19 protein-coding genes are annotated in these 23818 nt (G+C 35.1%); 7 read left to right on the top strand and 12 right to left on the bottom strand.

Going from position 1 to position 23818, the window contains the following annotated elements:
- Nucleotides 1-14 precede the first annotated feature (14 nt).
- From QWY87_RS00955 to rsmI, 3 genes are read right to left on the bottom strand one after another with little or no spacing between them, the layout of a single operon-like run.
- Nucleotides 15-443 (bottom strand): OsmC family protein, encoded by a 429-nt coding sequence (locus tag QWY87_RS00955; RefSeq protein WP_290287475.1) that lies wholly within the window; start codon nt 441-443, stop codon nt 15-17.
- A gap of 26 nt (nt 444-469) precedes the next feature.
- Nucleotides 470-1507, bottom strand: a complete 1038-nt coding sequence (locus tag QWY87_RS00950; RefSeq protein ID WP_290287474.1) for a dipeptide epimerase — start codon at nt 1505-1507, stop codon at nt 470-472.
- Nucleotides 1508-1532: 25 nt separating this feature from the next.
- Nucleotides 1533-2231 carry a 16S rRNA (cytidine(1402)-2'-O)-methyltransferase gene (rsmI, locus tag QWY87_RS00945; RefSeq protein WP_290287472.1) on the bottom strand — a complete coding sequence of 233 codons (699 nt, stop codon included), beginning with the start codon at nt 2229-2231 and terminating at the stop codon, nt 1533-1535.
- 176 nt (nt 2232-2407) lie between these two features.
- On the opposite strand from rsmI, the gene aspS reads away from it, so the two are divergent.
- Together aspS and QWY87_RS00935 are read left to right on the top strand one after the other, a co-directional pair.
- Nucleotides 2408-4156, top strand: coding sequence for an aspartate--tRNA ligase (gene aspS, locus QWY87_RS00940; protein ID WP_290287470.1), 1749 nt, complete (start codon nt 2408-2410; stop codon nt 4154-4156).
- Nucleotides 4157-4260: 104 nt separating this feature from the next.
- A complete protein-coding gene (locus QWY87_RS00935) occupies nt 4261-6048 on the top strand; it encodes a chloride channel protein (protein WP_290287467.1) in 1788 nt (595 codons plus the stop codon).
- Here the strand turns inward: QWY87_RS00935 and glpQ are convergent.
- On the bottom strand, nt 6038-7003 hold the full coding sequence (glpQ, locus tag QWY87_RS00930) for a glycerophosphodiester phosphodiesterase (protein ID WP_290287465.1): 966 nt from the start codon (nt 7001-7003) through the stop codon (nt 6038-6040). The genes QWY87_RS00935 and glpQ overlap by 11 nt on opposite strands.
- Before the next feature lie 73 nt (nt 7004-7076).
- Between glpQ and QWY87_RS00925 the strand changes: the two genes are divergently transcribed.
- Nucleotides 7077-7310 (top strand): hypothetical protein, encoded by a 234-nt coding sequence (locus QWY87_RS00925; RefSeq protein WP_290287462.1) that lies wholly within the window; start codon nt 7077-7079, stop codon nt 7308-7310.
- Here QWY87_RS00925 and QWY87_RS00920 read toward each other — a convergent pair.
- Both QWY87_RS00920 and murI read right to left on the bottom strand, forming a co-directional pair.
- Nucleotides 7307-7756: a nucleoside deaminase gene (locus QWY87_RS00920; RefSeq protein ID WP_290287460.1), complete on the bottom strand. Its 450-nt coding sequence runs from the start codon at nt 7754-7756 to the stop codon at nt 7307-7309. The two genes, QWY87_RS00925 and QWY87_RS00920, sit on opposite strands and share 4 nt — an antisense overlap.
- A gap of 2 nt (nt 7757-7758) precedes the next feature.
- The gene (gene murI, locus QWY87_RS00915) at nt 7759-8547 is read right to left on the bottom strand and encodes a glutamate racemase (RefSeq protein WP_290287457.1); all 789 of its coding nucleotides are present in this window, start codon (nt 8545-8547) and stop codon (nt 7759-7761) included.
- Here murI and QWY87_RS00910 point away from each other — a divergent pair.
- Together QWY87_RS00910 and QWY87_RS00905 are read left to right on the top strand one after the other, a co-directional pair.
- Nucleotides 8542-10392: a 1-deoxy-D-xylulose-5-phosphate synthase gene (locus tag QWY87_RS00910; RefSeq protein ID WP_290287455.1), complete on the top strand. Its 1851-nt coding sequence runs from the start codon at nt 8542-8544 to the stop codon at nt 10390-10392. The genes murI and QWY87_RS00910 overlap by 6 nt on opposite strands.
- Nucleotides 10393-10414: 22 nt before the next feature.
- A complete protein-coding gene (locus QWY87_RS00905; protein ID WP_290287454.1) occupies nt 10415-11719 on the top strand; it encodes a DUF3078 domain-containing protein in 1305 nt (434 codons plus the stop codon).
- A 10-nt stretch (nt 11720-11729) separates the two neighbouring features.
- Here the strand turns inward: QWY87_RS00905 and QWY87_RS00900 are convergent, their stop codons facing one another.
- Complete coding sequence (locus QWY87_RS00900; protein WP_290287453.1) at nt 11730-13073, bottom strand: deoxyguanosinetriphosphate triphosphohydrolase; 1344 nt, start codon at nt 13071-13073, stop codon at nt 11730-11732.
- A 188-nt stretch (nt 13074-13261) separates the two neighbouring features.
- Between QWY87_RS00900 and QWY87_RS00895 the strand changes: the two genes are divergently transcribed.
- Nucleotides 13262-15520: an inorganic phosphate transporter gene (locus QWY87_RS00895; RefSeq protein WP_290287451.1), complete on the top strand. Its 2259-nt coding sequence runs from the start codon at nt 13262-13264 to the stop codon at nt 15518-15520.
- A 37-nt stretch (nt 15521-15557) separates the two neighbouring features.
- On the opposite strand, the gene QWY87_RS00890 is transcribed toward QWY87_RS00895, so the two are convergent.
- Complete coding sequence (locus QWY87_RS00890; RefSeq protein ID WP_290287449.1) at nt 15558-17315, bottom strand: Na/Pi cotransporter family protein; 1758 nt, start codon at nt 17313-17315, stop codon at nt 15558-15560.
- Between the two features lie 149 nt (nt 17316-17464).
- Between QWY87_RS00890 and QWY87_RS00885 the strand changes: the two genes are divergently transcribed.
- Nucleotides 17465-17812, top strand: a complete 348-nt coding sequence (locus tag QWY87_RS00885; RefSeq protein ID WP_290287447.1) for a carboxypeptidase-like regulatory domain-containing protein — start codon at nt 17465-17467, stop codon at nt 17810-17812.
- A gap of 113 nt (nt 17813-17925) precedes the next feature.
- Here QWY87_RS00885 and QWY87_RS00880 read toward each other — a convergent pair whose 3' ends face one another.
- The 4 genes from QWY87_RS00880 to QWY87_RS00865 all read right to left on the bottom strand — a co-directional run bounded on the left by QWY87_RS00880 (nt 17926) and on the right by QWY87_RS00865 (nt 23804).
- Nucleotides 17926-20325 (bottom strand): ribonucleoside-diphosphate reductase subunit alpha, encoded by a 2400-nt coding sequence (locus tag QWY87_RS00880; protein WP_290287444.1) that lies wholly within the window; start codon nt 20323-20325, stop codon nt 17926-17928.
- A gap of 257 nt (nt 20326-20582) precedes the next feature.
- A complete protein-coding gene (locus QWY87_RS00875; protein ID WP_290287442.1) occupies nt 20583-21554 on the bottom strand; it encodes a ribonucleotide-diphosphate reductase subunit beta in 972 nt (323 codons plus the stop codon).
- 242 nt (nt 21555-21796) lie between these two features.
- Complete coding sequence (locus QWY87_RS00870) at nt 21797-22708, bottom strand: DUF4412 domain-containing protein (protein WP_290287440.1); 912 nt, start codon at nt 22706-22708, stop codon at nt 21797-21799.
- A 253-nt stretch (nt 22709-22961) separates the two neighbouring features.
- Nucleotides 22962-23804 (bottom strand): alpha/beta hydrolase family protein, encoded by an 843-nt coding sequence (locus QWY87_RS00865; protein ID WP_290287439.1) that lies wholly within the window; start codon nt 23802-23804, stop codon nt 22962-22964.
- Between the last annotated feature and the right edge of the window lie 14 nt (nt 23805-23818).

Below are 23818 nucleotides of genomic sequence, written 5' to 3'. Positions count from 1 at the left end.
AAAGAGCTCCTAACTTAGGAGCTCTTTTTTTCTTCATACTTTATTATGGTAGTGATTTCGGCAAACTGACGAAACATTTCCATAACACCACAATACTTTTCAGCTGATAATTCTATCGCTTTTTCTATTTTATCCTTCTTAAGGTTTGTTCCATAAAAAATATATTCAAGCGTTACTTTATTGTAAATTTTTGGGTGCTCATCAGTGAGCTCACCTGAGGCATTGATGTCTAAATCATCAACTTCAGCTCTCATTTTTTTCAATAACGAAATGATATCCATTCCCGTACAACCTGCTAGAGAAGTCAGCATTAATGCTTTAGGTCTAACCCCTTTACCCTCGCCACCAGATTCTTCTGCTGCATCTATTTTAAAATTTCCTCCAAGTGTATCTGCATTGAAAAGCATGTTTCCTTCCCATTGAGTTTTAATTGTCTGTGTCATGTTTTATTTACGTTTTTATATGTGATTTAATCTATTTTTTTTAGGGTTTCCCAATTTATCAATGTGGCTCCAGTGCCATTTATTTCGGAATAAAAAACCTTTCCATTTTCTATAGTCACTCCAGTAGCAATATCCTTACGCAATAATAAAGCACCGTCCATATCAACATAGTCTAAAGCGGGTAACAAATGTGCAATGGCAGAAATACCAATTGATGATTCGGTCATGCATCCAACCATGGTTTGCATTTGTAATTTTTTGGCGCGTTCGAGCATGCGTCGGGCAGGTGTCAGGCCACCACATTTTACTAATTTGATATTTACCCCGTGAAAATGTTTAAAACAAGCATCAATGTCTGATTCAATCTGACAACTTTCATCTGCTATGATGGGTAATACAGATTTTTCATAAACATACCGAATTCCTTTGGTATCGTCTGCTGAGACTGGTTGTTCCAGGAACTCTACCCTCAAACCTTTTAAAGTAATAGCATTTTTAAGTGTTTCATCAACGCCCCATGCGCCATTAGCATCTATTCGAAAAACAGCATCTGAATGCTTCCTTAGTGCTTTAATGATCTTAATATCATCCTTAGTACCGAGTTTAATCTTATAAATGGGCCAAGGCGTTTCTTGCATCTTGGCAATCATATTATCAATACTGTCTATGCCAATCGTAAAATTTGAAAGCGGATTCTTATTAATTTTATAATTCCATAATTCGAATAGTTTCTTTCCTTTTTTTCTAGCGTATAAGTCGTTGTATGCTATATCGAGAGCGCATAAGGCGAACATATTATCTTTTAATAAGGGATAAATTCTATGCCAATAGTCTTCGGGAGATTCTCCTAAATCCAATTCAATTTCTTCTTTGATAGCTGATAAGTCATGAATCATGTCGTCGACCGTATGATTGTAATATGGGTTTTCAGATGCTTCACCATATCCAGAGAAGTTCCCATCTTGAAGCTCAAGAATTAATACAGTTTTACTGTCGTATGATTGACGAGAAATCCTGAAAGTATGTTCGAGCTTTAAATTATATGTTCTTAGAATCAGATGCATGCTATCGGATAAAAATATCCAGTTATTATTTGTTCGTGTTCCCTTTAAGTACAATCACGATCTCTCCTTTAGGTGGATGATCAGTAAAATGTTCTTTAATTTCTTTGACAGTTCCTCTTCTTGTTTCTTCGTAAATTTTACTTATTTCTCGAGATACAGAAACCAATCTGTTTTCTCCAAAATAGGTTTCAAAATGACCAAGTGTTTTAGCAAGCTTATGAGGAGATTCATAAAAAATAATGGTTCTCGTTTCCTCAGCTAGTAGCTTTAATCTCGTTTGCCTCCCTTTTTTTACAGGAAGAAAACCTTCAAAAACAAATTTTTCATTTGGCAAGCCACTATTCACAAGAGCAGGAACAAAGGCTGTTGCACCAGGTAAACAATCTATTTCAATGCCTCTTTCAATGCAGGCCCTTGAAAGTAAAAACCCAGGATCAGAAATTGCGGGTGTTCCCGCATCAGATATCAAGGCAAAAGTTTCACCTGCTTCAATACGGTCAACAATGCGATCTACCATTCTGTGCTCATTATGCATATGGTGCGAAAGCATTGGAGTTTCAATACTATAATGTTTGAGTAATTTCCCGGAAGTTCTTGTGTCTTCTGCTAAAATGACGTCAACCTCTTTTAATATCCTTATGGCCCGTAAGGTGATGTCTTCAAGGTTGCCAATAGGAGTGGGAACAAGATATAGTTTTGAGCTGTCGTTAGTGTTGGTATCCAATGAAATGAGTTTTATACAAATATAAAGTTAATTGCAAGCAATTGACATTGTTTAGATCATTTCTCCAATAATTTGAGCAAATTATAATGTTATATAATCAGATTAAAAATTGTTTTAAAAAGTCGGCAACTGTTTACTATTTGATTAAATTTGCAGCTTCAATAAATTGAAAAAATATGTACAGGAGTCATAATAATGGAGAGTTAAGAATTGACAACGCCAAACAAGAAGTTTGTTTATCAGGCTGGGTTCAAAAAGTGAGAGACAAGGGTTTTATGGTTTGGGTTGATCTAAGAGATAGATACGGAATCACTCAGTTAATTTTCGATGGAGAAAGAACGGATGCCGGAATTGTTGATCAAGCTAGATCTTTAGGACGCGAATTTGTGGTTCAAGTGAAAGGTCAGGTGATTGAAAGGGAAGCCAAAAATGATCAAATGCCAACTGGAGATATCGAGATCTTGGTTACAGAGATAATAGTTCTCAATAAATCAAAAACACCACCTTTTACCATCGAGAACGAAACAGATGGTGGTGATGAGCTAAGAATGAAATACAGGTATTTGGATATCAGAAGAAATCCGGTTCGCGAGAATTTAATCTTTCGTTCAAAAGTTACCATGGAAGTAAGAAATTATCTTTCAAAAGAAGGTTTTATTGATGTTGAGACACCGTATTTGATAAAATCAACGCCTGAAGGAGCGAGGGATTTTGTTGTTCCATCTAGAATGAATGAAGGTCAGTTTTACGCCTTGCCTCAATCACCTCAGACTTTTAAACAATTATTAATGGTTGGAGGGCTAGACAAATATTTTCAAATTGTTAAGTGTTTCAGAGATGAAGATTTAAGAGCAGACAGGCAACCAGAGTTTACACAGATAGATTGTGAAATGGCCTTTGTTGAACAAGAGGATATTTTAAACACTTTTGAAGGTCTTGTTAAACATTTATTGAAAGAAATTAAAGGTGTGGATATAGCTGAATTCCCAAGAATGACTTACGAGGAAGCTATCAGGACTTATGGTAATGATAAGCCTGACATTAGATTTGACATGAAGTTTGGTGAATTAAATGATCTTGCAAAAGAGAAAGGATTCGGTGTTTTTGATTCGCAAGAATTGGTCGTAGGGATTGCAGTTCCAGGATGTGCTGGATATTCAAGAAAGCAGTTGGACAAGATCGTTGACTTTGTAAAAAAGCCACAGATCGGAGCCAATGGATTGATTTGGGTTAAATTCAACGAAGACGGGACTTTTAAATCTTCAGTAGATAAGTTTTTTGACCAGGACCAATTAAAGCAATGGGCAGACAGGCTGGATGCCAAAGAAGGAGATCTATTGCTTGTTATGGCAGGAGATGTAAATAAAGTAAGAACGCAGCTAAGTACATTGAGAATGGAAATGGCTGAACAATTAGGTATGAGAGAATCTAATGAATTTGCTCCTTTATGGGTGGTTGATTTTCCACTATTAGAATGGGATGAAGACAGTGAGCGTTATCATGCGATGCATCATCCTTTTACATCACCTAAACCTGAAGACATGCATTTACTTGAAAGTGACCCTGGGAAAGTAAGAGCAAATGCCTATGATATGGTTCTTAATGGAAATGAAATTGGTGGAGGTTCCATTAGAATATTTGACAAAGAAACACAAGCCAGAATGTTTGATTTATTAGGATTCACGAAAGAAGAAGCTATAGATCAGTTTGGGTTTCTAATGAACGCATTTGAATACGGTGCACCGCCTCATGGTGGACTGGCTTTTGGACTTGATAGATTGGTTGCTATTTTGGGTGGTCAAGAAACAATCAGGGATTTTATTGCCTTTCCTAAGAACAATTCTGGAAGAGATGTGATGATCGATGCCCCATCTAATATTGATGATGATCAACTTAAAGAGTTGCATCTAAAAATTAACTTATAATAAGTGCTAAATGAGAAAATCCGAAATGAGCGTTTCGGATTTTCTTTTGACTAAGTTTTAATTATTACTTTTAAAAACTATTACACTACCCATTTATAAATATTATGCCTGATATAAAAAAGCTGAGAAGAAGATTTTTTAAATGGAGGTATAAGCATTTTACAACCCAGCAATTTATTTATTCTTTGAGTATATTGGTTGGCTTTTTAGCAGGACTAGGGACTGTATTAATTAAAAATTTGACACATTTTATCCAATCAATTTTACAAGGTAAAATGATTGTTGATTACCATCATTCCTTATATTTTGTATTTCCATTGATAGGCTTGGTACTTGTTTTTTTGATTCAGAAGTATCTGATCCCAAAGAAGATTGGGCACGCCATTCCTTCGACGCTGTTTTCATTGTCTAAAAGGAAGGGGCTTATCGAAAGGTATAAAATGTATGCATCTCTAATTACGGCGCCATTAACTGTTGGGTTTGGAGGTTCTGTGGGGTTGCAAGGACCGGCTATAAGTACCGGTGCTGCCATTGCGTCAAATATTGCACAATTTTTTCACACAAGTGCAAGAAACAGGACTTTGTTAATTGGTTGCGCTTCAGCAGGTGCCGTTGCCTCAATGTTTAAGGCTCCTATTGCGGCAGTTATTTTTGCAGTAGAAATTTTCAGTCTTGACCTGGCGTTTGCGTCTATGATACCCCTTTTACTTGCTTCGGTTTCAGCGGTAATAACTTCATACTTTTTTCTGGGCTCGGAAGTGTTATTTAGATTTGAGATTCAAGATAAATTTTCTATGCATGACCTCCTCTTTTATGTGGTTTTAGGGATTGGCTCGGCAATAGCATCCGTATACTTTTCTAAAATGTATTTTTGGATAACTGGTTTGTTTGATAAAATTGAAAGCTCAGTAAAAAGGCTTTTGATTGGAGGTGTTATAATAGGCGTTTTGTTGTTTTTTATTCCTCCTCTTTATGGTGAAGGTTTTGAGCTTATCAATAATTTGCTTGCGGGAAACCATTTAAAAGCCATTGGGGATATTCCTTTTATCGAGGTGGTTGAAGAGAATATTTGGTTGGTTATCATGCTTCTTTTTGGTATAACAGTGTTTAAAGCGGTTGCCATGACTGTTACTTTCTCTGCTGGTGGAGTTGGGGGTATTTTTATTCCAACTTTGGTAATGGGAAGCGCACTTGGGAATGTCTATGCCAAGATAGTAAACAACCTTGGGTGGGATATGAGCATCTCAGAATCTAATTTCACTTTGATTGGCATGACTGGTCTCATGGCTGGGGTCTTGCACGCGCCATTGACTGCTATTTTCCTGATAGCTGAAATAACCGGAGGTTATGAATTATTTGTGCCCTTAATGATTGTGTCGGCAATTTCTTTTTCCATGACCCGCTATTATGTATCAAACTCAATTTATACAATGGAATTGGCGAAAAAAGGAGAATTATTAACTCACGATAAAGACAAGAATGTGTTAATGATGATGCAGAAAGGCAAGCTTGTGGAGAGAGATTTTATAGTGATTAAACCTGATTATAGTCTAGGCGAAATGCTCAACAAAGCTGTTACTAAATCTAAAAGAAATATTTTTCCGGTAGTTAATGATGAAAATGAATTCTTAGGAATTTTATTACTTGACGATATTAGAAGTATCATGTTTGACCAAAGCATGTATGACAAGATTCATGTTGAAGAATTGATGCATAGTGCTCCTGATATCATATTTTATGAGCGTGATAACATGTCAGTAATCATGAATAAATTCAAAGAAACCGGAGCTTGGAACCTACCAGTTGTCAAAAATGGAATATATCACGGGTTTATTTCCAAGTCAAAATTGCTAACGGCTTATAGAAGACAACTTATCCAAGTTACTCCTTAAGAAAGTTGATTACGGTATCTGGAAAGTCAGTAAACCCTCCATCCAGATTGATATCGTAAAAACCAAACTGCAGCAAAGCTTCAAAATCATCGAAATTAGGATGCTCATCCTGCCTAAAGGTATAGGCATGAACCTTTAAATTCAGCTCATGAGCCTTATCAACCAATGAATTTCCTTTAGTTTTTCCCATTCCAGCCAGAAGCAGTTGCTCTATAGACGGGCCAATAGCATCAGCATAGCTTGCATACTTTTCTAAATGCTCAGAACCTTCCGGGAATTCAAGTAATTGAGTCAGAAATAAATTACATTTCAATTCTTCACGAATTCGTTGCAATTCCATGGCGTCAAAGCATTGTAAAATGCACGCATCTGACTTTTCCCTATAGCCGTAATCACTCAATATTTGAAGTACAATTTTGGATATGTCTTTTCCTTGTTCTTTATGGAAAGAAGGATTTTTAATCTCAGGATAAATACCAATATTTTTTCCAGTACTCTTGTTTAATCCTTGAATGACCTCAATTTCCTGCTGAAGGCTATGCAATTTAAAACTAGATTCTTTTAAAGGAAATCGATTTGGAAAAACTGCTTTTTTTGTTTTATAGTTGATGCGCTCATTCACTGAAAGCGTCATTAATTGGGCAAAAGTGAAATCAATTACATAAAACCGACCATCTTTTCTTGACATGTCTGGATATAATGAAGCCACGTTGGTAACCTCTCCCAGATAAATATCATGAATTACAATAGGGACATCATCTTTACTGAGTACCAAATCTTGTTCAATATAATCTGCATTCATTGCATGCGCCATGGTCTTTGACTCCATAGTGTGTTCAGGAACATAGCCAGAGGCACCTCTATGTGCAACGACAATTTTATCAGATGCATCTTTTGATGGCATATTACAAGATAATAATGAGATTAATAGAACGGTTATAAGGTATCTAGACAAATTTATCAATTCTGAAATAATATTAATTTAAAGATAAGACATTTTGTAATTTAGCTGCAAAATAAATGGATAGATGAAAATTGTATTGAGATTATTGTTGATTGCTGTATTGATATTGATAGGTTTTGGCTATTATTTAAATCTTGAGGCCTCAGGTACCGGAGAGAAATTCATTGGATTTGGCGTGGTGTTGTTTGCATTTATTCTCATGCCACTGTTTATCTATTCCAGGTATAGGGATAAAGATTTAAGAAATTACTCCTTTAAGGATTTTGCCAACCCTCCAGATAAGAAAAAGGAAGACTAGTTCAAGTTTCTTTTCTGAATGAAAAATCGACTAATAATTTCACTACATTCTTTTTCCATCACACCACCAATAACAGTCGTTTTAGGATGTAACATTGTTTTATGACGCTGATAACCTCTTTGTGGATCATAGGCCCCAAAGATAATTTGATCTATCTGTGTCCAGTAACTTGCACCAGCACACATCTGACAGGGCTCCATGGTTACATAAAGGGTACATTTTTTTAAATATTTCCCACCTAAATAATCTGCAGCTGCTGTAAAGGCCTGCATTTCTGCATGAGCGGTAACATCATTTAAAGTTTCAGTGAGGTTATGCGCTCTTGCTATAATTTTGTCACCGATCACTATAACGGCACCAATGGGCACCTCGTTTTTATCAAAAGCATTTTCGGCTTCGATAAAAGCTTTTTTCATAAAATATTCATGTGTAAAAGGACTATCCATGATTAAAAATCAGTTTTAATGGCTTTAAACCCTTCATCAAATTCATCCAGAATTTTTTGCATGACCTGAGGATCTTTATTCGTGTAAAATACCCTGTTGATCTCTCCTGACTCCGGATTTATCAAATTCTCTCCCTGCAGAATAACTTTTGTTTGTCTTGCAATTGCCTCGCCTGAATCGATTATACCAACTTTATCACCAACGATTTCTTTAATTTGATCAGTCAGAAATGGATAATGAGTGCAGCCTAATACGAGATGATCAATATTTTTTTCCAACATAGGTTGGATATGTTTATTCAACAGATCCGTCATTTCAGGAGAATGCATATCGCCAGATTCAATAAGGCTAACAAGACCTTCTCCCACTTTTTCAACTACATCAACACCTTGCGCAAAACGCTGGGAAGTTTCAAAGAGCAACTCACTATTCAAGGTGCTTTTTGTAGCAAGAATTCCTACAACTTTAGTTTTAGATTTTAATGCAGCAGGCTTGATGGCAGGTTGAACGCGTATAAAAGGTATATCGTAATTTTCTCTCAAAAATTTGACCGCGTTAGTCGAGGCGGTGTTACAGGCAACAACAATCAATTTGCAGTCGTGAGATAATAGAAATTCTGTATTCTTAACGCTAATAGCGATTATCTCTTCTTTGGATTTTTCACCATAGGGCGCATTTTTACTATCAGCCAGATATATAATATTTTCATGAGGAAGCAGTCTATGGATCTCTTCATAAATAGTTAATCCTCCTACTCCAGAGTCAAAAATTCCGATTGGGCTCTTATGCATAAAATATATAAAACTTATTGTTTTGGCTCCACCAAAGATAATTGTAGTTTTGTATTCGTGACCAAAAAACATTTAGAAAATATCAACAATTCAGGTGATTTAAAGAAATTATCGCTTGGTGAACTCAGTCCTTTAGCTAAGGAACTTAGGGATTTTATTATTGATATTGTTTCAGTTAAAAAAGGACATCTGGGGGCCAGTTTAGGAGTTGTTGAGTTGACAATTGCCTTACACTATGTATTTGATACTCCTGATGATTTATTGGTTTGGGATGTTGGTCATCAGGCATATCCGCATAAGATCTTGACAGGAAGAAGAGAATTGTTTCATACAAACAGAGAGTTTGGAGGGATATCAGGTTTTCCGAAGTTAGGAGAGAATGAGTATGATGCATTTGGTACAGGACATTCATCAACCTCTATTTCTGCCGCCTTAGGCATGTCTATTGCTTCAAAACTAAAGGGCGAAACAAATAAGCAGCATATTGCGGTTATTGGCGATGCCAGTATTGCCAGCGGAATGGCATTTGAAGGATTGAATCACGCTGGAGTTGCCGATTCCAATTTACTCATCATTTTAAACGATAATGAGATGGGTATAGACCCGAATGTAGGCGCCTTGAAGAATTACCTCACCTCGGTAAAACAAGGAGTGGATACCCATCAAAAGAATTTATTTGAGGCACTTGACTTATCCTATTCAGGGCCGATTGACGGACATAATATAAATTTGTTAGTTGAAGAGCTAGAGAGACTTAAAACGGTTGCTGGCCCTAAATTACTTCATGTTATTACCAAAAAAGGCAAAGGGCTACGAAATGCCGAAAATGACCAAGTCACTTACCATGCACCAGGACCATTTGATAAGGTATCAGGCGAACTGATCAGTAAAGATGAACTGGATTTACCCTTAAAGTTTCAAGATGTTTTTGGCTTAACATTGGTTGAGTTGGCTGAAAAAAATAAAAGAATTGTTGGTATTACACCAGCCATGCCAACGGGCTCCTCCTTGAAGTATATGATAGAAAAATTTCCGGAAAGAGCTTTTGACGTTGGCATAGCAGAACAGCACGCTGTTACATTAGCTGCTGGATTGGCTACCCAAGGTATGCTGCCTTTCTGTGCTATTTATTCAACTTTTCTTCAAAGAGCCTATGACCAAATTATTCATGACGTTGCCTTACAGAATTTACCAGTCGTTTTTTGTATTGACAGAGCAGGATTAGTAGGTGAGGATGGTCCTACGCATCATGGTGTGTTTGACATAGCATTTTTAAGTTGCATCCCAAATATGAGCGTTTTTTCTCCTATGGATGAAATTGAATTAAGAAATATTTTATTTAGTGTTCAATCAGGTTTAAACGGACCTATAGCTATAAGATATCCAAGAGGGAGAGGTAGTAAATCAGACTGGAAAAAAAAGTTTGAAACGATAGAAATTGGTAAGGGAAGAACTATCAGAAAAGGAAAAAATATTGCTATTTTGACACTTGGCCCTATTGGTGAAGTGATCAGAAAATTATGTAAAAAAGATAAATATTTAGACTTGGGTCATTATGATATGCGTTTTTCCAAACCACTTGACGAAGACCTATTAACTCAGATTTATGCTGGCTATGGTCATATAATTACAATTGAAGAAGGAGTAGTCAGGGGTGGGCTTGGCGAAGCTGTTTTAGCACATGCTAATGGTAAAACAGGAATAAATGTTCAAATACAAAACATGGGTATACCAGATTTGTTTGTTGAACATGGTAATATAGATCAGTTAAACAGGAAAGTAGGTCTGGATGAAAAAAGTATTGAAATCCAAATTGACAATATAATAAACGGCGAAAATTGTTAAATTCGCTTTTCTATTTTTCTGAATGATTAGAACAATCAAAATATGTTTTTTTCTATTAGTTGTTTCAACAGTTAATGCGCAGGTCAAAGATTCGGTCAAGGTCGCTGTAGCAATTGATACCATGGCTTTGGTCCAAAGTCTTGACAGCTCATTTATTTCAACTAAAGATTATCCCAGAAATGATGGGGTATTGGATAGCATACAAGTAGATTCTTTAGCTAAACCAAAAATGATATCCATTGAAAGGGCTTTATTAGACTCTTTATTACGTCCTTATTATCATATTGAAATCGATTCAAGTAAAACGAATGCTTATGGCAGAGATATAATTATTACTCCGAAATATAGGATGGTGATTGATGAGTACTCCCTCGATACAATGTATGTTCCTATACCTAAAAAGATCGAATATTTTTCCAAAATGAAAACCTATGGTATTGATACGATAGGCTTTTCAAATGCCATAGAATTGGTAAGCATCAAAAGAACAAAAGAAGTGGTTGTACCTGTATGGTGGAAACATAAAAACAGTATTGGATTTGATCTTAATGAAGTGGCTTTTGTCAATTGGAATGCAGGTGGTGTGAATTCAATTTCCGGATTATTTAAAGTTGAATTCGCAAGATTGTACGAAAAACTATATACGCTTTGGAATAACGAAGTATCGGCAAGATATGGGCTGAATAATCAACAGAACACGGGTTTGATTAAAACGGATGATGAAATTAGAATAGCATCATCTTTTGGTTATAGAAAGGATACTGTTTCAAATTGGTATTATACAGCACAAGTCAGTTTTAGAACCCAATTTACTGATGGTTATAACGAACCAGATGATGAAGATCCTATTTCAAGGTTTTTTGCTCCGGCCTATTTTCATTTAGGAGTTGGAGGTCGCTATAATTTAAGAGAAGAACTCTTCTCAATTTATATGTCGCCACTTACTTTGAAGTCAACCTATGTCTTGGATGAGAAGCTGTCAAACGAGGGCGCATTTGGAGTGAAACCAGGAGAACGTTCTCGACATGAACTAGGAGTTTTGATCCAGACCAAATGGGAAAAGGAGATTTTTAAAAACGTAGCCATGGTAAACAATCTTGATTTGTATTCAGATTATATCAATGAATTTGGAAATATTGATGTTGATTGGATTTTGAGTTTTCAGTTTAAGATCAATAAACTATTCCAGGCGAGCTTTCGAAGCCATTTGATATATGATGATGACATTAAAATAAAGGAGACTAACGAAGACGGAGAAGTGATCACTTCAGGTGCTCGTGTCCAATTGAAACAGCAATTAGGAATTGGAATAATTTATAATTTCTAATCAATAAGCCCTAATTCAAATCAATTCCTTTGATTTTTTTATGCAATAAAATAGCATAACTATCCGAAAAATTAGCAATAAGATTACAAATGCTTAAAATCCTTTTATAGAGATCATCAGAAGTTTGTTTATAGCGATCGGGTAAAAGCATTAAAACCAATTTATCATAATTTGATTGCGTACCCTCATGCTTATTATTTACAGCCTTAAGAAACACTTGTAATAAATCAGCAATAACCTGATAACCGGCTATTTCTTTTTCTACGACCTCTTTGCTCTGGTAGATTTTTTCGACGCTAAGTTTAATAATATCATTTACTTGAGCTTCATACTTACATTTTTCAAGTAATGAATGATGAAAGTTGCCTTCAAGAATTTCTTCTTCATTTGCAATAAAAATTCTGGCAGCCTCTTGAATTAAATTCCCTATTGCCAGGGCCCTCAGATAACTAATGCGATCTTGGGTGTTTTGTAAAGAATTATATTTTTTGGTATTAATCGTGTCTCGCACCAGGTTGATGAGGTATTCTAATGCATAATCTTCAGAAATCAATCCTAGATTTATGCCGTCTTCAAAGTCAATGATGGTATAGCAAATGTCGTCAGCTGCTTCAACTATATAAGCCAATGGATGCCTGCTAAAGGAGACATCTTTATCGTTACCTGTTTTTTTTAATCCTAACTCAAAGGCCAATTCTTTAAAGAAATCGAGTTCAGATTGAAAGACACCATATTTTTTGTCTGCAATATGCCTGGTAGGTTTTTTAGGAAGCGATTCCTTAGGGTATTTTATAAAGGCTCCTAAAGTGGCATAAGACAGACGAAGACCTCCTTTTATATTATTAACAGATTCACATAAGATTTTAAATCCATTGGCATTGCCTTCAAAATCGATCAGGTCTTGCCATTGTTTAGCACTTAATTGTGATTTAAAATGCTGGCCTTTGCCAGAAACGAAGTACTCTCCAATCGATTTTTCTCCACTGTGGCCAAATGGGGGGTTCCCAATATCATGAGACAAAGCCGCTGCTGCGGTAATGGCTCCAAAGTCATTTGAACGATATCCCTTTACTTTTAAGTCAGGGTATTTATCAAGAACATATTTACCAATTGTGCGACCCAAAGATCTTGCCACCACTGAAACTTCGAGACTATGTGTTAGCCTTGTATGTACAAAATCAGTTTTTGAAAGTGGTACAACCTGGGTTTTATCCTGCAAGCTTCTAAATGAATCAGAAAAAATAATTCGATCAAAATCTACTTCAAAACCTAAACGGGCTTCATCTTGATCAATTCTTTTTCTGTCAGATTGATCCCCAAATCTTTTCAAAGAGAGTAACTTTTCCCAATTCATGCTTTTATTTTTTAGGAGTGAAAGATACATTATTTTGAATATTTCAAGGATGGAATAAGGCCTAAAATAATAAGTTTTCAAAGGACTTATAACGTCATATAATATAGGATTTGAACAATATTTTAAAAATTTGACAATTGTAATGAATTCTGCTTTATATTTAAAGTCTAATTAGACCTTAAAAAATAATGGAGAATATTTACTTTTTAATGATCGTGGCTTTAATCGTTCTGGCCGTGGCTGATTTAGTGGTAGGTGTCAGTAATGATGCCGTTAATTTTTTGAATTCAGCTCTTGGTTCTAAGGCGGTTTCTTTTAGAACTATTATGATTGTTGCCAGTCTTGGGATTGCTTTTGGAGCCATCTTTTCAAGTGGAATGATGGAGGTAGCAAGGAAGGGAATATTTGTTCCTGGCGAGTTTTATTTTAATGAAATAATGATCATTTTCCTGGCGGTAATGATTACCGATATACTATTACTCGATTTTTTCAATACCCTCGGGATGCCCACATCAACAACAGTTTCAATAGTTTTTGAACTGTTAGGAGCAGCCGTAGCCATGGCCTTGATCAAAATAGGGGCTGATAATGGCTCTTTTGGAGATGTAATAAATTATATCAACACAGAAAAGGCAACAGAGATCATTTTAGGAATATTACTCTCTGTGGTAGTGGCTTTTTCGGTAGGTGCGATTGTTCAGTATATTTCAAGGGTTTTACTTTCATTTGATTTTGAGAAAAAGGCAAAATGGGTAGGAGCAGTTTTTGGTGGATTTGCCTTAGCGGCGATAACCTATTTTATATTTATTAAAGGTTTAAAAGGAACAGATTATTACGCAAATATCAAACCAATGATAGAGGGGAAGACCCTAATGATTGTGAGCGTAAGTTTTATAATCTGGACACTACTTTCCTATATTTCTGTTGTAGTATTTAAGTTAAACATTTATAAGGTAATTATTATCATCGGTACATTTGCACTTGCTTTGGCCTTTGCTGGTAATGATCTGGTGAATTTTATTGGGGTTCCTATTGCTGCATGGCAATCTTATGAGGCCTGGAGTGCTTCAGGAATTCCGGCCACTGAATTTAGTATGGGTGTGCTCAGTAAAAAGGTGCCTACACCTACCTTGTTTCTTGTAGCGGCAGGGCTGATTATGGTCCTTACTTTATGGTTGTCAAGTAAGGCAAAAAATGTAGTTAAAACATCAATTGATCTTTCTAGTCAAGAAGATACGAAAGAGCGATTTGAACCGCATTGGTTGTCTAGAAACTTAGTGAAGTTGACCATGATGATTTCTCAATATTCGAGCACGGTAATACCTAAACCAATATTGAACAAAATTGACAAGCAATTTACGAAACCCGTTATTAAACTTACAAAGGATAAAAGTCATGAACTTCCTGCCTTTGATATGGTTAGAGCTGCGGTAAACCTGATGGTTGCCAGTGTATTGATTTCAATTGCCACATCTATGAAATTGCCTCTTTCCACGACCTATGTGACCTTTATGGTTGCCATGGGAACTTCTTTGGCCGATAGGGCATGGGGAAGCGAAAGCGCAGTATACAGAGTGGCGGGTGTACTCAATGTAATTGGCGGTTGGTTTTTTACTGCAATTGTAGCCTTTTTAGCTGCAGGCACTGTAGCTTACCTTATTCATTTGGGTGGACCTACAATGATTGCAGTCTTGCTTTTATTGGCTGTATTATTACTTTCCAGAAATTACATTAAGCATATTAGAAAATCAAGAGAGTTAAGAACAGAAGATACTTTAAACAAGGCTGAAAGTGGTTCAATACACGGTGTAATTGAAGAAAGTGCTGATAATATTTCAAAAGCGTTAAAACGCGTTGGAAAAATAAACACAACAACGATAAAAGCCTTGATCGATCAGGATGTAGATAAACTAAAAAAAGCCAAAGATTCTGTTGTGAAACTTGAATCAGAAGTAGAAGACCTTCAGAATAATATTTTTTACTTTATTAAGGATCTCGATGATTCATATCTAGGAGCCAGTAAGTTTTATATTGATATAATTGGAAGCCTGCAGGATGTGACGCAATCATCAAGTCTTATTGCGAAAGTAAGTCATAAGCATGTTAACAATCATCATAAAAAATTAAAGAAAAAACAAACAGAAGAACTCCTTGATATTAATGAAAAATTAGTCGCGTTGTTTGCTAGAATCAGTGAGGTGTTTGATTCGAGAACTTTTGACAGGATTGTACCAGATATTATCGATTCAAAAAAAGCATTATTAGAAGAGGTTAAGGAATCTATTCAGAAGCAGGTAGAGCGAACAAGAGAAAGTGATTCTACAAGTCCAAAGAATACGACACTTTACTTCATCATATTGTTAGAAACCAAGGATTTAATTGAGGCTTGTATGCATATTCTTAACTTGTATTATGACGAGCATGATGGAAGAAATCATGTCGAGTAGCTCTTTATAAAAGGCTTTAATTTAATAATCGAATGGACTAGTTAACTTCTAGTATACTATCTTTTTCTGTATACAGTAATTGACCTACTTCAATCAGTTTTTTTATTATATCATTTACATTGTCGTGATCATTCACCACTGAGGATGCCATATTAGTAGAAATCAGATTTTTTCGAATAAGATTATTGATATGATTACTGCCGCGTTTTGATTTTTCTTTGGCCTTTTTTCTCATATCAACGAGTTCAGCATAGCTGGTTTCTCTGTTTTCATCTATTTTAAATGTATATATAGCACGAAAAACTTTTACTATTTGTCTTCTGAATCCATTGTACTCTTTTTTAATATATTTATTGTCAGAATGAGTATACTTGCTCACATTACGCCTCAATTCATTTACATCCCTAATAACTTCCACCATTTTTCGGTTTGCAATTTTAATTTCTGAGATTCTCTTGTTTTGAGCCTTGTTAAGTTCTAATTCAGTTTGGGTTCTTGTAGCAAATTCAAGAATTTTACCATAAATAGTTTTCACTTTATGTACGTATAAATCTCTTACGTCTATATCGATCTCTTTTGTTGATTTTTTGACGAGTTCCTTGGGCTTGAGATCCGATGAAATATCACTGCGATGCATATTAAGGGCATGCGTAACAATTTCATAAACAGCATTTTCAAATAGATATTTCGTCTCATTTTCTAAAGAGGAAATGGCAGTTCCAGGGAATTCCAGACCAGACTCGTTAAGAAATTTGGGTTCATCGATATCTTTCACACGATTGTCTTTAACAAAGCGGAGAAGGAAGCGTTCCAGTTTCTTAATTAATGGAATCATAATTAATACTCCCAACACATTAAATATGGTATGAAATAGGGCTAATTTGAGCGTGAAATCATCTGCAGCAATGCCAAAACCGATTGAAAGTTGATCAACTAATCGCCTTAGGGGGTTAATAAATGCCAGTGCTACTAAACCGGTAACTAAATTAAAGATAAGGTGCGCTAAGGCTAATCTTCTTCCGGCAATATTAGATCCTACAGAACCGATCAGTGCGGTTATGGTAGTTCCGATGTTCGTTCCAATGGCCAGCGCTAAGGCATTTTCATATTCGATCTGACCGGCTGATAATGCAGTAAGAATTAGGGCTAAAGAAGCACTACTCGATTGGAGAACTGTTGTTATAAAGATGCCAATTCCGGTATAAATAATAATACCTAAGAATCCCGGCACGGCATAAATGGTAAGATCAAAATCTTGACTGAAAACATCAAAACCTTCTTTCATAAAAAAGATTCCAAGAAAAAAGAACCCTAGTCCGGTTAGTATATTGCCAAGACCCTTGAATGTTGCGCTTTTTTGGAAAGAGAAAATGATACCAAATATGAGCATCGGCATCGCCAGAATTGAGATTTTAACTTTTAATCCGAAGCCAGCTACCAGCCAAGCGGTTGCAGTTGTACCGATGTTGGCTCCAAAAATAAGACCGATTCCGCCAGCTAAAGTGATTAGGCCCGCGCTAATGAACGATATTGTAATCACTGACACAAGCGAGCTTGATTGTATAAAGGCCGTAACGATGGCTCCTAATGAAATACTTTTATACAGTTTATCAGTTGCTTTTCGCAGGATTGCTTTGAGTGGTCCTTTTGTAAATGTTTTAAAACCCTCTTCCAAAGTGATCATTCCAAACAATAGAATAGACACTCCGGCTGCTATTGTCTTAAAATTAGGATTGAAGAATAAGACGATAGCAAGGATGATTAGAACGATCAGAAAGATCCATCTTTTAATCATAAAGCTGATTTTCAATCATAAACATACTAATTACCTCACTATTTAACAACCCTGTGTCAAAATATATTAACGTATTTATTATGATTCCTTAACAATGGGATAACATTGAAAATTTCAAAAAACCATTTCTTTGCATCATAAGATTTATGATGAAAAAAATAACACTAATTCTAGCCTTTTTAACTTGTAGTATTGCTGTGGCCCAAAAGATCAAGGTACAAGGAAATGTGCTTGATGCAGCAAGTGATAATGCACCAATGGTATTCGCAACTGTTAAGGTGAAAGGTTTAGATATCAGCACAGAGACTGATATAAATGGAAATTTTGAATTATCCTTATTGAATGGAGACTATGTTTTGGTTGTTGATTTTATTGGATATGAATCTGCGGAGTTACAAAAGGTAAATATAAAAAACAAGAATGTATTGTTAGAGCCTGTAGTGATGAGATCTAAAAGGTTAAGCTATGATTTAGCAACAATTGAAGAACAGGAATAATAAAAAACAAGAAGATAATTATAAAAGTATAAGCAGTCTAGTTTTTCTTAAAAGTTGAAATAAAAAAAAGGAATCTAAACAGATTCCTTTTTTTTATAAAGTAGATTTAAAATTTAAGATCCACACATGAGACAATCATCAGGGTTTTCTCTAGATTTAATGACCATTTCTTTGAGTTCTTCACCAGTCAATGGTTTCTCTTCAACAGCCCCGGCAGGTAATGCATCAGCTTTTTTAGATACCGTAAACTGAATGGCATTTACTGCAGATTTTGTTCTCAAATAGTACATCCCTGTTTTTAATCCAGATTTCCAGGCATAGAAATGCATAGAAGTCAATTTGGCATAATCAGGATCTTGCATGAATAGGTTTAATGATTGAGATTGATCAATAAAGTAACCTCTATGGCGAGCCATATCGATAATGTCTTTCATACTCATTTCCCAAACTGTTCTGTAAAGATCTTTTAAATCTTGAGGAATAGATTCAATATGTTGAATAGATCCGTTAGCACGCATGATTTCTTCTTTCATGTCATTGTTCCACAGGCCTAGATTTACCAAATCTTCTAATAAGTGTTTGTTGACAACAATGAATTCACCTGAAAGTACACGTCTTGTATATATGTTTGATGTATATGGTTCAAAGGCTTCATTATTCCCTAGAATTTGAGAAGTTGAAGCAGTAGGCATTGGAGCTACTAATAAAGAGTTTCTCACCCCATGATCCATAATGTTTTTTCTCAGTTTTTTCCATTCCCATCTTCCGCTTAACTCATCTTCATTGATGTTCCACATGTTAAATTGGAATTCACCTTGAGAAATTGGAGAGCCTTTAAAAGTTGAATATGGTTCTTTCTCTTTTGACAATTCCATTGAAGCTGTCAGTGAAGCAAAGTATATGGTTTCAAAAATTTCTTGATTTAGTTTTTTAGCTTCCTCACTTGTAAATGGTAATCTAAGTAATATAAAAGCATCAGCTAATCCTTGAATTCCAATTCCAACAGGTCTGTGACGCATATTAGAATTTTCAGCTTCAGGTACAGGATAATAATTCTGATCGATTACCGTATCTAAATTCTTAGCCACTTTTTTAGTAACCTTGAATAATTTTTTATGATCAAAAAATTTCACACCATTCGCATCCTCAGAGATGAACATTGGAATTGCGATTGAAGCTAAATTACATACTGCAACTTCATCAGGAGCAGTGTATTCCATAATTTCGGTACATAAGTTTGAAGAACGAATTGTTCCCAGGTTCTTATGATTCGATTTTCTGTTAACTGCATCCTTGTATAGCATATAAGGGTTACCAGTTTCAATTTGAGCTTCGAGAATCTTTTCCCAAAGTTCCCTTGCTTTTATGGTCTTTCTTCCTTTTCCTACTTTTTCATACCCCGTATATAGCTTTTCGAATTCATCCCCATAAGTATCAAAAAGATGTGGGCATTCATTAGGGCACATAAGGGTCCATTCTCCATTCTCTTCTACACGCTTCATGAATAAATCTGGCACCCACATAGCGAAGAACAAATCTCTTGCCCTCATTTCTTCTTTTCCATGATTCTTTTTTAAATCAAGAAATTGGAATACATCTGCATGCCATGGTTCAAGATAAATAGCAAAAGAACCTTTTCGTTTTCCACCACCTTGATCAACATATCTCGCAGTATCGTTATAAACTTTAAGCATAGGAACAATACCATTTGAAGTTCCATTTGTACCTCGAATATACGATCCAGTAGCTCTTACATTATGAATAGAAAGGCCTATGCCTCCTGCTGACTGAGATATTTTGGCTGTTTGTTTGAGTGTATCGTAAATTCCGTCAATACTATCATCTTGCATTTGCAAAAGGAAACATGATGACATTTGTGGTTTAGGAGTACCGGCATTGAAAAGAGTAGGCGTAGCATGAGTAAAGTAGCGTTTACTCATCAGTTCGTATGTTTCGATGGCCGCATCAATATCTTCTTTGTGAATACCAATTGAAACTCTCATTAACATGTGCTGAGGTCTTTCAACTATTTCACCATTGATCTTTAGCAAATAAGATCTTTCTAAGGTTTTGAATCCAAAGAAGTCATAACCGAAATCTCTATTATAGATAATAGTCGAATCAAGTTTATCAGCATTATCCATGATGATTTGATAAACATCTTCAGCGATCATGGAAGCCTTCTTACCTGTTCTTGGATTTACATAAACATGTAAGTCTTTTACAGTTTCACTAAATGATTTTTTTGTGCTTTTATGTAAGTTGGAAACAGCAATTCTCGCTGCAACTTTTGCAAAATCTGGATGAGTAGTAGTTAAAGTGGCTGCAATCTCGGCTGCAAGGTTGTCTAATTCAGAAGTCGTAACTCCGTCATATATCCCTTCAATAACCCTCATCGAAATTTTGATGGGATCCACTAAATCATTTAATCCATAGCATAATTTTCTAACTCTTGCGGTAATTTTATCAAACATTACCGGTTCTCTTTTGCCGTCTCTCTTTACTACATACATTTATTTATTATGTTTTTTTAAGGTTAGTTACTCTCATGCCTTAGTCATGAGCCCACATTACTCGTTTAATATTGTAATATCTGAAACCGATATTACATTGAATTTGAATAGACTTTTGATCAGTTCTAAAATAGAATAAACTCAAGTCGATTCTGTAAATACTTTAAGATATTGTTAACAATTCATCGTTAATAATTATATAAATCACTAGCTGTCAACAAATTACCTTTAAAAGTTTTTAAAATATTTTTGATTGATTAAAAATCGGCATCAAAAGATATACTTCCCGTTCCGCCTGATTTTACGCCGGCCTTTTGATATTCTGAAACTCTTTTTTCAAAGAAGTTGGTCTTGCCCTCCAAGGAGATCATTTCCATAAAATCAAAAGGATTTGTAGCATTATATACTTTTTCACAGCCATATTCAAGCAATAATCTGTCAGTAACAAATTCAAGATATTGCGTCATTAGTTTTGAATTCATACCGATCAAACTAACCGGTAAAGACTCAGTAATAAATTCTCTTTCAATATTCAATGCATCTACAAGAATTTCAGTAATTCTTTCTTTAGGCACTTTATTCATGATATGATTTTGATGTAGATATACAGCAAAATCTGAATGTAAACCTTCATCACGATTAATCAATTCGTTCGAAAAGGTTAAACCAGGTAAAAGGCCTCTTTTTTTCATCCAGAAAATGGAACAAAAACTTCCGGAAAAGAATATTCCTTCAACAGCCGAAAAAGCAATAAGTCTTTCAGCAAAACTATCACTGTCAACCCATTTTAAAGCCCAGTCAGCTTTCTTTTTGATCGCAGGAAATACATCAATAGCTTTAAAAAGCTCATTTTTTTCACTTTCGTTTTTTATATACGTATCGATCAATAAAGAATAAACTTCTGAATGAATATTTTCCATCATCAATTGAAATCCGTAAAAGAATTTGGCCTCGGTATATTGAACTTCGCTCACAAAATTCTCCGCAAGGTTTTCATTAACTATACCATCAGAAGCTGCAAAAAATGCTAAAATGTGCTTAATGAAGTACTTTTCATCATCTGTTAGTTTGTTATCCCAATCAATAACATCTTGTTCTAAATCTATTTCTTCAGCTGTCCAAAAAGAAGCTTCTTGTTTTTTGTACCAGTCCCATATATCGTTATGTTGAATTGGAAAAATGACAAATCTGTCTTTGTTAGGACGTAAAATAGGTTCAATATTTGACATATTATTGGGTTGTTATTTAAATGATGAATAAATAATTGGGAGAATTATGTGGCAAAGATTCCACATTTTGTTTGAATATAAAATCTTAGTTATTCACATTGATGTGAAAGTTTTTAACACAGTAGTTAAGAAGTATTTTTTAGGCCCTTTTGGCATGAAGAATTGAAAATAAGTCAAGAGAGGTACTTCCCAAAAGAACAGGTGTTTACCAATAAAAATAAAAATTATTTCTTCGAATTAAGTTATTTTGTCATGAATTGACCAAGATTCATAAGTTGGTATTCATTCATATTAATTGTGTTTTTTATGGATTGAATATCAATTACGGTCATGGTAGTTGTTTCATTATTTTCTGAATTCTCATAGTGCATTTCCATCATAAAACCCTTAGCTTCTTCAGGAATTGTATTAAATGAATTCCCTCCCAATGACTTACTGAGGTTGAAAAACATATTCTTTTGAAACAGCTCTAAATCTTCGGTTACCCAGAAAGAAAATGTATTTGATTCATTGGTAGAGATAAATTCGTCACATGTATGACCCAGAATTTTCTTCGTTCTACCAGTTTTTTTAATAGAGTTGAAATCAGTTTGAACAGAATCCTTTTCGTTCTCTTCGATTGCAATATTTTTTATTTTGTCCATTGAAAGAACCTGTGCCATTTTTTGCTCTTTCATAATTACAATCATGGCTTTGTTCTTTTCATCTAAAATACTCAACATTGAACTTGGCATATCACGTGAATCAGGAGATTCATTACCCTGAACTCGAGTTGCCATATATTCAGAATTATCTGAAAACCACATTTCATAATTTACGATGGAAGGTTTGTCATTTCCAGTGATTTCCATCTTATACATTACTTTTTTATCAAATGCATAGGAATCTTCTACAGGTATAGACTCACCTCCTGCAAGCATCATTTGATTTAATTGATTTTGGTAATCAGATTGATATTCAGGATCTATATTCAAAAGACTGTCCATAGCTTTACCAGTTTCCTGGGCGGATTTCTCCGCTACTTTTTCAATGACAACCTCTTCGGTTGCTTCCTGAACTCTTTTCTTAAGCTTTTTAAGTAATTGTGCTTCGAGGTTATTGATAGAAATAATACTAATCAAAAGGGATAGGCTAATCAATTTGTAAAGTCTCATAATAAATAGGTTTGGGGGTTTGACTTCATCTATAAAGTTAAGAAAAAGAACGACTTTAACCTAAAAAGGGCCCTATTATCAGGCCCTTCCTTGATGATTCTCTTTTATCAAGAGAAACAATACATCCAAAATACTCTTAGGTTTATATTTTGACTCAAATTTTATTCAAGTGCATTGATTGGTGCACAGTAGTCCTTTGAGGTAAACATCAAATCGAAATTATTTTAAAAATAATAAGGAAACGATGGATAAACTAAGCGTTTATGAAGTTGGCAGATTTTTCAAGAACCAATGACAAATGTTCAGGTATTGATGAGGATTCCCAGGGCTGAGCACTCCCAAATGAATGATTTGCGTCATCAATCACGGAAAGTTGTGTTTTAGGATTCCAGGAATTAAGAAGCTGGGCTTCTTTCAATGATACCGTTTCATCTTTACTTCCATGTAGAATTAAATATGGGATAGATAATGAATTGACTGCCGTTTTTATGGTGAGCGAAGATTCATGCTCTTTAAAATTGGTATAAAACTGAAAATAATGAGGCATTTCTTGTTTGGTTCGTGCGTTTGTGACATAAGCTACCCCGTTTTCTTTCCATGATTCAAGTTGCTCACCAACTGGAAATCTGCTGGCAAAATCCGAAACACCGGCCCAGGTGATCACTCTTGAGATGCGTTTATCTGATGCGGATTTTAAGAGTACAATGCCTCCGCCTCGTGAATGACCAATTAAGGTAATACTTTGTTTATTAATCTCGTTTTCATAAATTTTAGAATTATAGACCCATGATATGACACTGTCTAAATCATCTAATTCTTTGATGAAATTATTTTGTCCAAAGGCTTCCAGGTCAGGAAAATCTATTGGCTGTTCTTTGGTACCACCATTATGTGAGAAATTCATTTTAAGAAAGAAAACATCCTGTTCGGCGAATGACTCGGCAATCAGATTCCATGCACCCCAATCTTTATAGCCTTTATAACCATGACAGAAAATAACGATATTCTTTGGGGCCTCATTTTTTTTGAAGTAAACATCTGCTAAAATTGGTTTATTATGCCTGCCTTGGATTTCTATATTTTTGATCGTATTCATTTTTGTGTTTAAAA

Source organism: Lutimonas halocynthiae (assembly GCF_030409835.1).
GTDB classification, from domain to species: domain Bacteria; phylum Bacteroidota; class Bacteroidia; order Flavobacteriales; family Flavobacteriaceae; genus Lutimonas; species Lutimonas halocynthiae.
This window is presented reverse-complemented; position numbering and strand designations above follow the sequence as displayed.

Coding starts and splice junctions, on each gene's coding strand:
- QWY87_RS00955 (WP_290287475.1), bottom strand. CDS start 443: ATGACACAGACAATTAAAACTCAATGGGAAGGAAACATGCTTTTCAAT.
- QWY87_RS00950 (WP_290287474.1), bottom strand. CDS start 1,507: ATGCATCTGATTCTAAGAACATATAATTTAAAGCTCGAACATACTTTC.
- aspS (WP_290287470.1), top strand. CDS start 2,408: ATGTACAGGAGTCATAATAATGGAGAGTTAAGAATTGACAACGCCAAA.
- QWY87_RS00935 (WP_290287467.1), top strand. CDS start 4,261: ATGCCTGATATAAAAAAGCTGAGAAGAAGATTTTTTAAATGGAGGTAT.
- QWY87_RS00925 (WP_290287462.1), top strand. CDS start 7,077: ATGAAAATTGTATTGAGATTATTGTTGATTGCTGTATTGATATTGATA.
- QWY87_RS00920 (WP_290287460.1), bottom strand. CDS start 7,756: ATGGATAGTCCTTTTACACATGAATATTTTATGAAAAAAGCTTTTATC.
- QWY87_RS00910 (WP_290287455.1), top strand. CDS start 8,542: ATGCATAAAATATATAAAACTTATTGTTTTGGCTCCACCAAAGATAAT.
- murI (WP_290287457.1), bottom strand. CDS start 8,547: ATGCATAAGAGCCCAATCGGAATTTTTGACTCTGGAGTAGGAGGATTA.
- QWY87_RS00905 (WP_290287454.1), top strand. CDS start 10,415: ATGATTAGAACAATCAAAATATGTTTTTTTCTATTAGTTGTTTCAACA.
- QWY87_RS00900 (WP_290287453.1), bottom strand. CDS start 13,073: ATGAATTGGGAAAAGTTACTCTCTTTGAAAAGATTTGGGGATCAATCT.
- QWY87_RS00895 (WP_290287451.1), top strand. CDS start 13,262: ATGGAGAATATTTACTTTTTAATGATCGTGGCTTTAATCGTTCTGGCC.
- QWY87_RS00890 (WP_290287449.1), bottom strand. CDS start 17,315: ATGATTAAAAGATGGATCTTTCTGATCGTTCTAATCATCCTTGCTATC.
- QWY87_RS00885 (WP_290287447.1), top strand. CDS start 17,465: ATGAAAAAAATAACACTAATTCTAGCCTTTTTAACTTGTAGTATTGCT.
- QWY87_RS00880 (WP_290287444.1), bottom strand. CDS start 20,325: ATGTATGTAGTAAAGAGAGACGGCAAAAGAGAACCGGTAATGTTTGAT.
- QWY87_RS00875 (WP_290287442.1), bottom strand. CDS start 21,554: ATGTCAAATATTGAACCTATTTTACGTCCTAACAAAGACAGATTTGTC.
- QWY87_RS00870 (WP_290287440.1), bottom strand. CDS start 22,708: ATGAGACTTTACAAATTGATTAGCCTATCCCTTTTGATTAGTATTATT.
- QWY87_RS00865 (WP_290287439.1), bottom strand. CDS start 23,804: ATGAATACGATCAAAAATATAGAAATCCAAGGCAGGCATAATAAACCA.